This is a genomic window from Mycolicibacterium brisbanense, assembly GCF_001570425.1.
In the GTDB taxonomy this organism is placed as follows: Bacteria; Actinomycetota; Actinomycetes; order Mycobacteriales; family Mycobacteriaceae; genus Mycobacterium; species Mycobacterium brisbanense.
On sequence record NZ_BCSX01000024.1, the window covers coordinates 383921 to 397589 of the forward strand.

Genomic DNA, 13669 nt, shown 5'->3' on the forward strand with positions numbered 1-13669 from the left:
CGAATCCGCGACCCTGGACGCAATCTCAAGCCGCCTTCACCGAGCAACCTGTTACTAATGTGACACTTGGGGCTGTTGGTGCTTGTCTCAGTTGAATTACAGGTGTGTAATTGACCTCGGCGCGCCGCCCACGGATGCGCTGGTCACAGACCTAGCCTGATGGGGAAAGGAGCAGGCTTCATGCCAAGCATCCCCCAGTCTCTGCTTTGGATTTCTCTCGTGGTCCTCTGGCTCTTCGTGCTGGTTCCGATGTTGATCAGCAAGCGTGACGCGGTCCGTCGCACCAGCGACGTCGCACTCGCCACGCGGGTTCTCAACGGCGGTCGCAACGCGCAGCGGCTACGACGAGGTCCGGCCGCAGGCCACCACAGCGACCCGCACTGGCAACGGTCCGGTGACCACCTCGACGAAGAACTCGACGACGAGTTCGAAGAGGCAGCGCCGGAGCGGTCGGTGGTGGTCGTTGCCGCGGTCGCCGAACCGGCCGAGCCCGATTACCTCGACGTCGACATCGTCGAAGAGGATTCCGGTGCGCTGCCCGTCAGCACCCTGCAGGCCGAGGAGCCCGCGACCGACCAGTTCGAGCACATCGAGGTCGAGCCCGAGATCAGCCAGGCCGAGCCTGAAACCGACCAGCTGCCAACGGATCTCGACGAGCCGGAGCAGACCGACGAGGCTGCCGACGAGCAGGCCGACGGCACCGCCGATGAGTACGAGTACGTGGCCGACTCGTCCGGGCTCGAGTCTGAGCCCGATGAGGACGGCGAAGACGACGCCGAAGACGCGCCCGCTGCGGCATCGGTGAAAGACTCGCGCAGCCGCCGCTTCGAATCCAAGACCGCCGCCGCGGTGAGCGCTCGCAAGTACAAGTTCCGCAAGCGGGTACTCGCGGTGTTCGCTGCGCTCATGGTCTTCTCGGCCGCCGCGGCCTTCCTCCTGACGCCGTCGGCGTGGTGGGTTCTGGGCACCGTCGCCACCATGACCGTGCTGTACCTGGGTTACCTGCGCCGTCAGACCCGCATCGAGGAACAGCTGCGCCGCAGGCGCGCCCAGCGCATGATGCGGTCTCGGCTCGGCGTGGAGAACACCGACGACCACAAGCTCGACGTCGTCCCGTCCCGGTTGCGGCGGCCCGGTTCGGTGGTTCTCGACATCGACGACGAAGACCCGATTTTCGAGCATCTGGACTACGTCCCGTTCACGCGCGAATACGATCTGCCGCGCGCAGCCGGGCAGTAACCAGCCGGTTTCAGTTCCCGGGCCACGGGCTGGTAGCCTTTCCTCTCGGTATCAGGGGCTATGGCGCAGTTGGTAGCGCGACTCGTTCGCATCGAGTAGGTCAGGGGTTCGATTCCCCTTAGCTCCACAGAAAAACCCCAGCTGGTCTGGGGTTTTCTTGTTTCTGGGCGCGGAAGCCCGCCGATGCCGGACAATCCGATCCGTGAGTACGCCGGTGTTCGTGGTCGTGCTGGTTCTCGGCATCCTCGGCGTGCAGGCGCTGATCTGGATTCCGATCATCTTGTGGTTCAAGCGGCGTAGCCGGGCCGCCGCCGCGCAGTTGACCGCCGAGCTCGAATCCGAAGGGGTGGTCCGTGGTCCGGAGAAGGGTGTGTACCGCGGCGCGACGGCACCCGGGTATCCGATGGTGTGCAACAACGGCCTGATCGCCCTGGGCGGTCGACGGCTGTTGTTCCGGACGCTGACCGGTAAGGCCTTCGACATTCCAGTCGCCGCGATCACAGGTGTGCGGCTGGCGAAGGCCTTCAAGGGCGCTGTGGTGGGCGGTCGCGAGCACCTGGTGGTTCAGACAGCCAAAGGCGAGGTCGGCTTTTTCGTCACCGACAACCCGGCGTGGGTCGCTGCGCTGACGCCGGCCGCGCACCGATGACGTAGCGAAACCGTTGCGCTACAGCGGCATCGGGTTGTAGAGGTCGCCCGCATAGTCGTCGCCGAAGTGGTCGTGCAGCGTGCGCAGCACGGCCGCGCATGCCGCCCGGTCGTCGGCGTTGATGGTGTCGAGCACGCGGCTCAACTCCCGGCGGCGTCGGGTGCTGACCTGCTTGACGAGTTTGCGGCCCTGGGCGGTCAGTTCCAATGTGACGATGCTGCGGTTGGTCGGATCCGTGCCGCGGACCAGATGGCCCGAGTTGTGCAGCCGGTCGGCCAGACGTGTGACGGACGAGCCGACGACGCCGAGCGCGCGTGCACAGTCCGACGAAGTCGACCGGCCGAGCTCGGAGAGAGTCAGCAGCAGCCGGAACTGCGGCAGCGACACCTCGAGTTGCTCGACGCTGCGTAGTGCCACGCCCACCAAGTCGCGTGTTGCGACCTCGAATGCGATGAGTTCGTCGACCGGTGTCTTCGTTGTCGCAACCTGATGCGCCGTGGCCATGGCGAAAAGTATCCCACGTCGCGGGCATTTTCAGGTGGCCTGATTTCGCAAATCACAGGTTTTGCATAGGACAAGAATTGTCGTGCACAATCATGTGGTTATCGCTGGTGCACAACAGATTTCACGCCTTCGACCACGCGACCGATGGTACGACGTGGCGCGACGAGCTACAGGCGGCAGTGCCGAGGTGACCCAGGCCCGGCTCTCGGCGTATATCGAAGTCGGTCAACGGCCGCAATTCCGCCGTCGCGGGCGTAAGGATTGCGTCAAGACGCTTGCCGAGTGCCGGAATGTTCCTCTGCAATGGTCGCTGTGACTGCGACCGATCGGTGCCGGCATCTATGACCAATCTGCTCGAGCTTCTCGTTATGCTTGCCGTGCCCACATCGATCCTGCTGGCCTGCCGCTACATCAACCTTCGGGGCGACCGGCTGGCGCGCAGCCGGCAGCAATCGATCGGCGGCACCCGCTGAACGAGAGGCGCGTTGTGGCCCACCCGACGTCAGTCACCGATCACACGTCCTCCGGGATGCGGCAGAAGGTCACCTTCGCGGTGGTGATCTCCGCCCTCGGTGTGGTCTTCGGCGATATCGGCACCAGCCCCATCTATACGCTGCAGACGCTGTTCAATCCGGATGATCCGCATCCCGTTCCGCTCAACGACAACAACGTCTACGGCGTGGTGTCGCTGATCTTCTGGACTGTGGCGACCATCGTCACGCTGACCTACGTGATGCTCATCATGCGCGCCGACAACAACGGTGAAGGCGGCATCATGGCGCTGATCACCCTGCTGCAGCGGTGGGGCGGGTCGGCGGGGCACCGTACCGCGATGGTACTGGCGGCGCTCGGAATCTTCGGCGCCGCACTGTTTTTCGGCGACAGCATGATCACCCCGGCCATCTCGGTGCTCTCGGCGGTCGAGGGCCTCAAGGTCGTCGAACCCGGGCTGGGGGAGTGGGTGGTGCCGATCACCGCGGTGATCATCGTGGCGCTGTTCGCGGTGCAGCGGCATGGCACGGCCGTCGTCGGCCGGTTCTTCGGACCCGTCATGGTCGTCTGGTTCGTCGCGATCGGGGCCTGCGGCGTCAGCGGTATCCTCACTCATCCCCAGATCCTGTGGGCACTGTCGCCCACCTACGCGCTGGGATTCGTCCTCGGCCACTTCCACATCGCGTTCTTCGCACTCGCTGCCGTCGTGCTCGCCGTCACCGGTGCCGAGGCGCTGTACGCCGATATGGGCCACTTCGGCCGTAAGGCCATCACCCGAGGCTGGCTGTCGCTGGTGTTGCCGGCATGCACGTTGAGCTATTTCGGGCAGGGGGCGCTGCTGATCGGTGACGAGAACAACGTCAGCGCACCGTTTTTCCTCCTCGCACCCGAATGGGCCAGGCTGCCGATCGTCGTGCTCGCCGCCGCGGCGACGGTCATCGCGTCGCAGGCCGTGATCACCGGCGCCTACTCGGTGGCCTCCCAGGCGGCGCAACTCGGTTATCTGCCGCGGTTGCGCATCGCCCACACGTCGGCCTCCACCATCGGCCAGGTCTACGTGCCGTGGATCAACGGCGTGCTGTTCGTGGGTGTGCTGACGCTGGTGTTCGCGTTCCGCAGTTCCGCGGCGCTGGCGTACGCCTACGGGATGGCCGTCACCGCGACCATCACCATCACCACCACGCTGTTCCTGTATTACGCCCGCACCCGGTGGAACACACCGATGTGGCTCGTGGTGTTCGGCGGCGGCGGTCTGCTCACGGCCGACCTGCTGCTGTTCGCGGCCAACCTGACCAAGATCGTGCACGGCGCCTGGCTGCCGTTGCTCATCGGCGTGGTGACCTTCGCGATCATGACCACCTGGCAGCGCGGCCGTCACATCGTCACCGCGGCCCGCGAGGAGGCCGAGGGGTCGCTCACCGAGTTCATCGACGAACTGGCGCGCAGCAGGCCGCCGTTGCCTCGGGTACCCGGCACTGCTGTGTTCCTCAACCGCAGCGGCAACACTGCGCCGCTGGCCATGCGCTCCAACGTGGACCACAACCACGTGCTGCACCGGCACGTCATCATCCTGTCGCTGGACACCGAACCCATCCCGCGCGTGCCGGACAGTGAGCGCATCACTGTCAGCGGGCTCGGTCACAGCGACGACGGCATCGTGCACGTGACCGCGCGGTTCGGCTACATGGAACGGCCCAACGTGCCTGCGACGCTGCGCAAGCTCGACCCGTCGCTCACCGAGGGACCTGTCGATATCGCCGATGCGTCGTACTTCCTGTCCAAGATCGATCTGGTGGCCGGAGACGCGCCCACCATGGCGAAATGGCGCAAACGGCTGTTCATCGCGACGTCGTACATCACCGCCGATGCCGCGGCGTATTTCAAACTTCCGCTCGACCGCACGGTGATCATCGGCTCACGCATCGAGGTGTGAGTCTCGTCCGGTTTGGCCGCGTCCGACCTCGGCGCGTCGGTATCCGTCGTAGCCTGGTGCCAAGCCGAGAACCGGAGGGGACGTGGACGAACTGACCGGAGTCCGCGCCGACGAGCTGGCTGCTCTGGAATTTTTCGCCGAGTGCCGACTGTCTGATCTGGCCCCGCTGGCGGCACAGTTGCGACCGCTGACGGCGGAACCCGGCGAGGTGCTGATGCGCCAGGGCGAGCGCGCGGTGTCCTATCTGGCGATCCGCCGCGGCCGGGTGCAGGTCATCCATACCGGAGATGACGGAGTGACGACGGTTGCCGAGATCGGCCCTGGCCTCATCGTGGGGGAGATCGCACTGCTGCGCGACGCGCCACGGTCCGCGACGGTGGTGGCCGTCGAGCCGCTGATCGGATGGGTCGGCGATCGCGACGCCTTCGCGACGCTGCTCGAACTGCCCGGCATGCTCGACAAACTGGTGCGCATCGCACGGCAGCGGCTCGCGGCGTTCATCACGCCGATCCCGGTCCAAGTGCGCAGTGGGGACTGGTTTTACCTGCGTCCGGTGCTGCCCGGTGACGTCGAGCGCACGCTGAACGGGCCCGTCGAGTTCTCCAGTGAAACCCTTTACCGGCGTTTCCAGTCGGTGCGCAAGCCCACAAAGGCGTTGTTGGAGTATCTGTTCGAGGTGGATTACGCCGAGCACTTCGTGTGGGTGATGACCGAGGGCGCTCTTGGGCCTGTGGTCGCCGACGCCCGGTTCGTGCGCGATGAAGCGCATTCAACGACAGCCGAGGTGGCGTTCACCGTCGGTGACGAATACCAAGGGCGTGGCATCGGCAGTTTCCTGATGGGCGCCCTGGTGATCTCGGCGGGATACGTTGGCGTTCAACGCTTTACGGCGCGGGTGCTGACCGACAACTACGCCATGCGGCACATTCTCGACCGGCTCGGAGCGGAGTGGCATCGTGACGACCTGGGTGTGGTGACCACGGAAGTGGCTGTGCCACCGGCTGATTCGGTACCGTTCCCGGCCGAGCTCATCGAGCAGATCCGCGACGCCACCCGCCAGGTCATCCGGGCGGTGAGCCAGTGAGGGATCGGCGACCGAGTCAGGGCGTGATGGTGGTCTGCTCGTCGATCACATTGGTGGCGTCGAGCAGCGCGCCCATCTGGTCCTCGAGGCCATCGGCGTTGAGCTGCAACACATACAGACCGTCCTGGCCCGGGATCACGACTGTTTTCTGGGCGATGACCCGCTTGGCGCCGTCACGAACGTAGCCGCCGCCGAACTGGAACGCCTGGAATCCGCCGAGGGTGCTGCTGGACCCGTCGCCCATCGCCTCGTAGCCGGGCAGGTTCTTGATCTCGTTGGGCGCGTATTCGAGGATCTTCGCAGGGTCGACGTTGCCGGTCAGCTTGGACATCAGCGCGATGACCGACGGCGGATCAGCCGCGTACTCGGGGTCGTCGGAGACGATGGCGCCCCATGCCCAGTCCGGCGTCTTGTCCCCGGCCAGCGACCAGCCGGGGGGAACCGGCAGATTGAGCGCCGGGGTGCCCGGATCTCCTTGGTGCACTGCGGTTTCGACGAGATTGTTGTCCCGGATGTAGTCGACGATCGTGTAGTTCGGGCCTGACGTGGCCGTCGGAGAGGGCGCGTCGTGCATGCCCTTCTTCGCGGCCGCCGTCGTCGTGGTGCTGCTCTCCGTCGACTTCGACGTGGTGGTCTCCTGCGGCTTGCTGTCGGACCGGCAGCCGGCCAGCGAGATGGCGAGCGCCACGGCGGCGACGACGATGCCGCCGGCCCGCAGGGACTGGGAAATCGACGTCATCAGCTATCCCATCGGTTGGTCGGCATGGTGCTGCCGGGCAACGGTGCCCTTTGGACACGGATTGCACCACAGAACGGGTGGCCTTGCGGCGGCATTCGCCATTCGCCGTGCAGCGACCTCACAGCCTATGTTGCGTAGGCAAAAAGTTTCCTTGCGTTGACAAGTACCGAACCTACCGCTCGGTCCGGATTAGCCGAGTCGGCCTGGGACCGACGCTCGCCTGCAGTTGTGCACGGGCTCGCCGTAGCTGCGCGAGCCCGTGCACCGCCTGTGGCGTCGGCTCAGTTCCGTACCGCCGTCAGCACCTCGCAGTGAGCAGCACCGTCTGGCTTACGACGGTGGCCGGTTGCACCGAACGCACCGTGCACCGGTCGAGCGGGGCGGGACCCTGCCTGGTCAAAACCACGTGATAGCCATTGCGTTCCAGCTCAGTCACGGTGTCCTGTGCGGACCCGACACCCGACGGCGCAGCCATTGCCGGCGCTGCGAGACCGAGCGTGAACGCGGACAGCGCCGCGCCACCGGTGATCGTCGCATATGCCAACCCATACACTGTCTTGCCTTCCCGAGTTTTGTCGTCGATTGAGCGCTCACTATGTCCAAACCGCTCGCGGTGGAGTTAAATTCCACTGAATCCCAACAGTTGTCGGTGATTCACGACCCAAAAATGAGTTGACAACGGTGCTAGACAAGAAGCCTGTGCGCAAAGTGGCAGTCGCAGCGGCCGCGACGTGGTGCGCGGTGGCATGTACCGGAGCGCCGGAGCCGAGCGGGCCCATTTCGTCGACGACCGTGGCTACGGCCACAGCGAATCCCGTTCGAATCGACCGCGTGCGCCAGGCGCTTCCGCCGGGCTACGACGTGGCCCCAATCGACAAGCGCATCACACCCATTGCCCTGTGGGGGTTCGGATCACAGTGGACTGCCGACCCGCCGCAGTGCTCGGACTGGGCCGCCCCGGCGGTGGACCCGGCCACCGCCCGCGGTTGGTCGGGTTCGGGTCCGGGCGGGATCGTCTATGCCGTCGTCGCACGGACGACGGCGGAACCCGATCTGACGCTCGGCGAGCAATGCGCGCAATGGAGTCTGCGCGGCGGGCACAGCACGGGCACGGTGATGGCCGTCGCCGCGCCCGCCATCCCCGACGCCATCACCACCGGCATGACGACCGTGATATCGACCGTCGTCGAAGGCGGCAACGAAACCCGTTCGCACGCCGACACGTTTACCGCTGATTTGGGTGAGTTTCACTGCTTCGTCACGATCGTCACCGACCCGGGCTCCCCGGTTCCGCCGCTCGGCCCCGAGTACGCCGCGGATCTGTTGGTGAAAACGGTGTCGGCGATACGCAGCTGAACCGTCGCGCCCGGTAAGTTGTCAGCGATGCCGAACCGGAATGTGATACCTGTCATCGTGGGCACTGCCGTCAGTGCCTGCGCTTTGGTGGCCTGCAGTCACTCGGACAAGCCGGCGTACCCCAACGCCAACATCGCCAACGTGACCCAGGTGAAGACCGACTTCGGTCCCGATTTCAAGGTCAAAGATGTCGCGCCGACGGGGATCGACCCGAAACTGCTGGCGCCGCAGAAGATACCGCCGGGAATGACGTTCGAGCCTGCCGAATGCTCGAAGTTCGCCGAAGGCCAGACGTTTCCTCCGGGTTTGAAGGGCAACATGGCCGCCGCGGTGGCCGAGGGTGCGGGCCAGCGATTCATCGTGCTGGCCGTGGAGACCTCCCAGCCGATCCCGGTGAACGATCCCGGTGATTCGTGCAAGCAGGTGAAGTTCGCCGGACCGGGCTCACGCGGTCAGGTCGACGTTGTCGAGGCACCCAAGATCGACGGAATTCCGACCCTCGGCACGCACCGCGTGGTGCAGACTTCGGTGCAGGGGCACCCTCGCACCGGAGAGCTGTACAACTACGTGGCGAGCTTCGGGTCCTACCTGGTGATCGTCACGGCCAACCCGCTGGTGCTTCCCGACAAGCCGGTCACGCCTGTCGACACCGGGAAAGCGCGCGACCTGCTGACCGCCGCGGTCACCGCCGTCAGAGGCTGATCGGCTCCTCAGTGCACGCCGTGCGGCCGGAACTGGATGCTGATGCGCGGACCGACCAACCTGCTGGTCTTCGGTATCGAATGCTCCCACGTGCGCTGGCACGAGCCACCCATCACCAGCAGATCGCCGTGCCGGTGCTGCAACCGCAGCGCATGACCGCCGCCGCGCGGGCGCAGCGCGAAAACCCTTGTCGCACCGAGACCTACGATGGCCACCATGGTGTCCTCGGTACGGCCGCGGCCGATGGTGTCCCCGTGCCACGCCACACTGTCGTTGCCGTCGCGGTACATGCACAGCCCGGCGGTCGTGAACGGCTCGCCGAGCTCGCCGCCGTAGGTGTCGTTGAGCCGGCGCCGGATCTGCTTGAGCCGGGGATGCGGCACCGGTTCGTTGACCAGGTGGTGAAAGCTGACCAGCCGCGGTACGTCGACCACCCGGTCGTACATCTCGCGCTGCTCGGCGCGCCAGGGGATGGTGTCCATCAGTTCCTCGAACAGCGAATCTGCGTCAGGCAGCCAACCGGAACGCAGCTCCACCCAGGCCCCGTTGCCGAGTCTGCGACGTTCCGCGTGCTCGAACAGCGAGCCTTGCAGCGCCAGCTCCATGGCCGCGAGTGTATCGCACAGACGTTCGATGCACCGGAGGCGCGAGGCGCCCGGGCCCTGCTCGGCCAACACGTCGCCGGGGTTGGTCAGCAGGCAGGTTTTCAGACTCAGGCAGCCGCAGCCGATGCAGCCCGTCAGATTGTCGCGCAGCCGTTGTAGGTGCAGGATGCGGTCGTCGAGATCCTGGCGCCAGCCCGCCGAGAGCTTGGCCCAGTCCTTGCTGGTGGGCACTCGGTCGGTGGGCAACGTCGCGAGCGCCTCGCGGATCCGGGCCAACGGAATGCCGAGGCGCTGCGACATTCTGATGAACGCCACCCGGCGCAGGGTCTCGCGCGCATAGCGGCGCTGGTTGCCCGACGTGCGGCGGCTGTGGATGAGCCCTTCGCGTTCGTAGAAGTGCAGGGCCGATACGGCCACGCCGCTACGGTGGGCCATCTCGCCGGGAGTCAGCTCGTGCGTGTCCATGACACCTAAACCCTACTTGAGGTGGTCGTTGGGTTTAACGTTCTCGTTGTGGCTGATGTGGTGCTGGGCTCCAACTCCGAAGTCGGCACGCTGCGGGCCGCCATCCTGCACCGGCCCGGGCCGGAACTGCAGCGGTTGACCCCGCGCAACAACGACGCGTTGCTGTTCGACGGCGTGCCGTGGGTTCCGCGGGCGCAGCAGGAGCACGACGCGTTCGCCGATCTGCTGCGCTCCCGCGGTGTCGAGGTGTTGCTGCTGGCCGACCTGCTCACCGAGGCGCTCGCCAGCGGCGCGGCCCGGATGCACGGCATATCGGCCGCGGTGGACGGTCGTCGGCTGGGTCTGCCGCTGGCACACGAGCTTTCGGCCTATCTGCGGACCTTGGCGCCCGCGGCCCTGGCGCACGTGCTGATGGCGGGGATGACGTTCAACGAACTGCCGTTCAGCGAGGCCGAGATCTCCCTGGTGCGACGGATGCACCACGGCGGAGACTTCGTCATCGACCCGCTGCCCAATCTGCTGTTCACCCGGGACTCGTCGTTCTGGATCGGACCGCGCGTGGCCATCACCTCGCTGGCCTTGCCCGCGCGGGCCCGCGAGACCTCACTGACCGACGTCATCTACGCCCACCATCCGCGGTTCCTCGGCGTGCGGCGCGCCTACGAATCCCGCTCGGCACCCGTCGAAGGCGGCGATGTGCTGCTGCTGGCGCCCGGTGTCGTCGCGGTCGGGGTGGGGGAGCGCACGACGCCTGCCGGTGCGGAAGCCTTGGCGCGCAGCCTTTTCGACGACGATCTCGCTCACACGGTCCTCGCGGTGCCGATCGCGCAGGAGCGGGCCCAGATGCACCTGGACACCGTGTGCACCATGGTCGACGTGGACGCGGTGGTGATGTACCCGAACATCGTAGATTCGTTGTCCGCGTTCACCATTCACCGCGAGGACCGTGGCGTTCGCATCGACGACGCGGTGCCGTTCGTGCAAGCCGCCGCCGAGGCGATGGGCATCGACAAGCTGCGGGTCATCGACACCGGGTTGGACCCCGTCACCGCCGAGCGCGAGCAATGGGACGACGGCAACAACACGCTGGCCGTCGCGCCGGGCGTGGTGGTGGCCTATGAGCGCAACGTCGAAACCAATGCACGGCTTGCCGATTCCGGTATCGAAGTGCTCGCCATCGCGGCGTCCGAGCTGGGCACCGGCCGCGGTGGGCCCCGCTGCATGTCGTGCCCGGCGGCGCGGGACCCGCTCTAGGCGTTGAGCGGACCGCCGATTTCGACGCCAGGGTCGCGGCTCCGGCGCCATAGCAACCCTCATGTCGAAATCGGCGGGTAGCCACGCCGTGCAAACGCTTCTTTCACCCGGTGCAGGATGAATGCCCGGCTGTGTTCGGCGACCACATGGATATCGATCCAGCCCTCACGGGCGACAAGCTCGTTACGGCCGATGTCGTGAACATATCGGGGGCGATCGGTGGCATGGTGTTTGCCGTCGTAGTCGAGGCCAATCTTCGGCTCGTCGTATCCCATATCGATGAATGCCTCGCCGAAACCGTCGGTGACCCTGATCTGTGTGCTCGGTCGCGGGTAGCCCGCATCGATGAGCAGCAGACGGAGCAGCGTCTCCTGCGGCGACTGTGCGCCCGCATCTATCAGGGCGAGCGCCGTTCGGGCGCTGCGGATTCCGCGAAGGCCCGGATACCGCGTAGCGAGCTCCAGCACCTGTGCGGCGCCGACGCCGGTGGCAGCAGAGAGCGCGTCCAGATGCGAGACCGCACTATCGCGGGGCAGAAATCGTGCGAGGTCGAGCGCAGTCCGAAGTGGTGTTGTGACTGGCAGCTCGCCGATTCGGCAGATCTCGTCGGGTGAGATTCGTTCGTCGCGCATCACGATCCCCGGCCGTCGCCGGCCGTGCTTGACGATCAATTCCACCGGGGCGTCGTCAACGACCCATTTCGCGCCGTGCAGTGCCGCGGCGGCGCGGCCGGCGATGATGGCGCGGCGGCCGGACCACAGCCAAGCTGCGACAGTGTTTACTTCCAGCGTCGGGGTGATGCCCCTCGGTAGGTAGACGCGCGGTTGTGACGACGTGTACCGCCATCTCAACTGCCCGCGGGTAAGGCGCCCCGCGGTGAGGGCCTCCGGCCCGATGAATGGTTCGACCATGGGGGGATGGTCCGCAGGAGCGACGACGTCTGCGCTCAGCAGATATCGATTTGACGCGCAGCTGGGGATGAAAACTGGTTTGGGGATATGTCGCCGTCGACGCCGATTTCGACACCACGGTCGTCCTGCCTTGCGATTCGCAACCCTGTGTCGAAAACGACGGCTCAACGGCGCCCCAAGCACGCCTACCGCCAACTGGGCAGCATGATCTCCAGGTTCCAGGTGCCTTGGGAGATCGGCAGCCCGGTGAGGATCGGGTACATCCAGGCGAAGTTGGTGATGACGAGCGCGACGTAGCCGCAGACCACCAAAAGGCCCAGTGTTCGGCGCTCGGCGTTTTGGTTTGGCTTATGCAGGATGTCGCCGAGGATCAGCGCGAGCGCCAGCACCAGGAAGGGCGCCATCACCACGGCGTAGAAGAAGTACATCTGCCGGTCAATGTCGGCGAACCAGGGCAGGAATCCCGCGCAGTAGCCGACGAGCACCACGGCGTAGCGCCAGTCGCGGCGGAAGACGGCCCGCCACAGCGCCCAGCCCAAAACCGGGACGGCGATGAACCACATCGCCGGCGTGCCGACGAGCATCACCGCCTTGACGCAGGACTGCGCGCCACAGCCGGGCACATCGTGGTTGTCGATCGCATACAGCACGGGCCGCAGCGACATCGGCCACGTCCAGGGTTTGGATTCCCACGGATGGTGGTTGCCCGCGGCGTTGGTCAGCCCGGAATGGAAGTGGTAGGCCGCGTAGGTGTAGTGCCACAGCGATCGGATCGCATCGGGCAGCGGGAGCAGCGAATCCTCGCCGATCGACTGCCCCACCTCGTGGCGGTTGACGGCGGTCTCGGAGGCGAACCAGGGCGCATACGACGCGAGGTACACCCCGAACGGGATCAGGCCGAGCGCGTAGACGGCAGGGCCCAGGTCGCGGCGCAGCATCCCCTGCCACGGATGCGGCACCTTGTATTGCTTGCGGGCGACGGCGTCCAACACGAGCGTCATCGCACCGAAGAACACCACGAAATACAGGCCCGACCACTTCGTCGCGCACGCCAGTCCCAGCAGCACGCCCGCGCCGAATCGCCACCAGCGCACCCCCAGGCGTGGACCCCACGGCGTCTCGGCGATCCGGCCTTCGGCATAGGCGATGTACATGCGTTCGCGGACCTGGTCGCGGTCGACCATGAGGGCCCCGAAGGCGGCCACCACGAACAGCACGAGGAACCCGTCCAGCAGCGCGGTGCGGGCTGCGACGAAGCTGGCGCCGTCGGCGGTCAGCAGCAGCCCGGCGATGGCGCCGACGATGGTCGACCGGCTGATCCGCCGCGCGATCCGGGCCACCAACACCACGAGGATCACGCCGCACACCGCGCCGGTGAACCGCCAGCCCACCCCGTTGTAGCCGAACAGCGCCTCACCGATGGCGATCAACTGCTTGCCCACGGGTGGGTGGACCACCAGGCCGTAGCCGGGATTGTCCTCGACACCGTGGTTGAACAGCATCTGCCAGGCCTGCGGCGCGTAGTGCTTTTCGTCGAAGATCGGCGTGCCCGCATCGGTCGGTGAGCCGAGGTTCAGGAACCGGCTGACTGCGGCCAGTGCGGCGATGACGGCGGTCATCGCCCAGCCCTGCAGCCGGTCCAATGGCCCGAAGTCGGCAGCCGGAATCACCGGTGCCGGGCTGATGAGCGGAACCGCGTGCTGCGCCGTCGGCGTATCGGTGGCGGTGGCGGTCAC

The 13669-nt window shown here is 66.2% G+C and carries 14 protein-coding genes, 1 tRNA gene and 1 pseudogene; 9 read left to right on the forward strand and 7 right to left on the reverse strand.

Translation table 11 applies throughout. The annotated features are described in order from the left end of the window. The first annotated feature begins 180 nt into the window (after nt 1-180). From sepX to RMCB_RS14570, 3 genes are all read left to right on the forward strand, one after another. Entirely contained in the window at nt 181-1239 is a 1059-nt protein-coding gene (gene sepX / locus RMCB_RS14560) for a divisome protein SepX/GlpR (protein ID WP_062829313.1), read from the forward strand. A gap of 54 nt (nt 1240-1293) precedes the next feature. Next, nucleotides 1294-1366 (forward strand) — tRNA-Ala (locus RMCB_RS14565). Between the two features lie 75 nt (nt 1367-1441). Next, nucleotides 1442-1888 (forward strand): hypothetical protein, encoded by a 447-nt coding sequence (locus RMCB_RS14570; protein WP_234792106.1) that lies wholly within the window; start codon nt 1442-1444, stop codon nt 1886-1888. Between the two features lie 18 nt (nt 1889-1906). On the opposite strand, the gene RMCB_RS14575 is transcribed toward RMCB_RS14570, so the two are convergent. Beyond that, entirely contained in the window at nt 1907-2392 is a 486-nt protein-coding gene (locus RMCB_RS14575; protein ID WP_062829315.1) for a MarR family winged helix-turn-helix transcriptional regulator, read from the reverse strand. A 341-nt stretch (nt 2393-2733) separates the two neighbouring features. On the opposite strand from RMCB_RS14575, the gene RMCB_RS36820 reads away from it, so the two are divergent. The 3 genes from RMCB_RS36820 (at nt 2734) to RMCB_RS14585 (ending at nt 5901) form a co-directional block, all read left to right on the forward strand. Then, nucleotides 2734-2865, forward strand: a complete 132-nt coding sequence (locus RMCB_RS36820; protein WP_264028765.1) for a hypothetical protein — start codon at nt 2734-2736, stop codon at nt 2863-2865. A 56-nt stretch (nt 2866-2921) separates the two neighbouring features. After that, nucleotides 2922-4817: a potassium transporter Kup gene (locus RMCB_RS14580; RefSeq protein ID WP_062829550.1), complete on the forward strand. Its 1896-nt coding sequence runs from the start codon at nt 2922-2924 to the stop codon at nt 4815-4817. 82 nt (nt 4818-4899) lie between these two features. Next, nucleotides 4900-5901, forward strand: coding sequence for an acetyltransferase Pat (locus RMCB_RS14585; protein WP_062829316.1), 1002 nt, complete (start codon nt 4900-4902; stop codon nt 5899-5901). A 16-nt stretch (nt 5902-5917) separates the two neighbouring features. Here RMCB_RS14585 and RMCB_RS14590 read toward each other — a convergent pair whose 3' ends face one another. Further along, nucleotides 5918-6631 (reverse strand): envelope biogenesis lipoprotein LpqN, encoded by a 714-nt coding sequence (locus RMCB_RS14590; RefSeq protein ID WP_062829551.1) that lies wholly within the window; start codon nt 6629-6631, stop codon nt 5918-5920. Between the two features lie 307 nt (nt 6632-6938). After that, nucleotides 6939-7193: a hypothetical protein gene (locus RMCB_RS14595; RefSeq protein ID WP_029370661.1), complete on the reverse strand. Its 255-nt coding sequence runs from the start codon at nt 7191-7193 to the stop codon at nt 6939-6941. 188 nt (nt 7194-7381) lie between these two features. On the opposite strand from RMCB_RS14595, the gene RMCB_RS14600 reads away from it, so the two are divergent. Both RMCB_RS14600 and RMCB_RS14605 read left to right on the forward strand, forming a co-directional pair. Beyond that, nucleotides 7382-7996 carry a DUF5642 family protein gene (locus RMCB_RS14600; protein ID WP_264028775.1) on the forward strand — a complete coding sequence of 205 codons (615 nt, stop codon included), beginning with the start codon at nt 7382-7384 and terminating at the stop codon, nt 7994-7996. Between the two features lie 87 nt (nt 7997-8083). Further along, complete coding sequence (locus RMCB_RS14605) at nt 8084-8698, forward strand: DUF5642 family protein (RefSeq protein ID WP_407662126.1); 615 nt, start codon at nt 8084-8086, stop codon at nt 8696-8698. A gap of 8 nt (nt 8699-8706) precedes the next feature. On the opposite strand, the gene RMCB_RS14610 is transcribed toward RMCB_RS14605, so the two are convergent. Both RMCB_RS14610 and soxR read right to left on the reverse strand, forming a co-directional pair. After that, entirely contained in the window at nt 8707-9303 is a 597-nt protein-coding gene (locus RMCB_RS14610; protein ID WP_062829552.1) for an alpha-ketoglutarate-dependent dioxygenase AlkB, read from the reverse strand. A gap of 36 nt (nt 9304-9339) precedes the next feature. Then, nucleotides 9340-9768 (reverse strand): annotated as a pseudogene (gene soxR, locus RMCB_RS14615) (redox-sensitive transcriptional activator SoxR); the annotation flags it as partial. Nucleotides 9769-9816: 48 nt separating this feature from the next. On the opposite strand from soxR, the gene arcA reads away from it, so the two are divergent. After that, nucleotides 9817-11022, forward strand: coding sequence for an arginine deiminase (gene arcA, locus RMCB_RS14620; protein WP_029370666.1), 1206 nt, complete (start codon nt 9817-9819; stop codon nt 11020-11022). Between the two features lie 59 nt (nt 11023-11081). Here the strand turns inward: arcA and RMCB_RS14625 are convergent, their stop codons facing one another. Together RMCB_RS14625 and RMCB_RS14630 are read right to left on the reverse strand one after the other, a co-directional pair. Continuing rightward, on the reverse strand, nt 11082-11933 hold the full coding sequence (locus RMCB_RS14625) for a putative endonuclease domain-containing protein (RefSeq protein ID WP_062829319.1): 852 nt from the start codon (nt 11931-11933) through the stop codon (nt 11082-11084). A 185-nt stretch (nt 11934-12118) separates the two neighbouring features. Then, complete coding sequence (locus tag RMCB_RS14630; protein ID WP_062829320.1) at nt 12119-13669, reverse strand: dolichyl-phosphate-mannose--protein mannosyltransferase; 1551 nt, start codon at nt 13667-13669, stop codon at nt 12119-12121.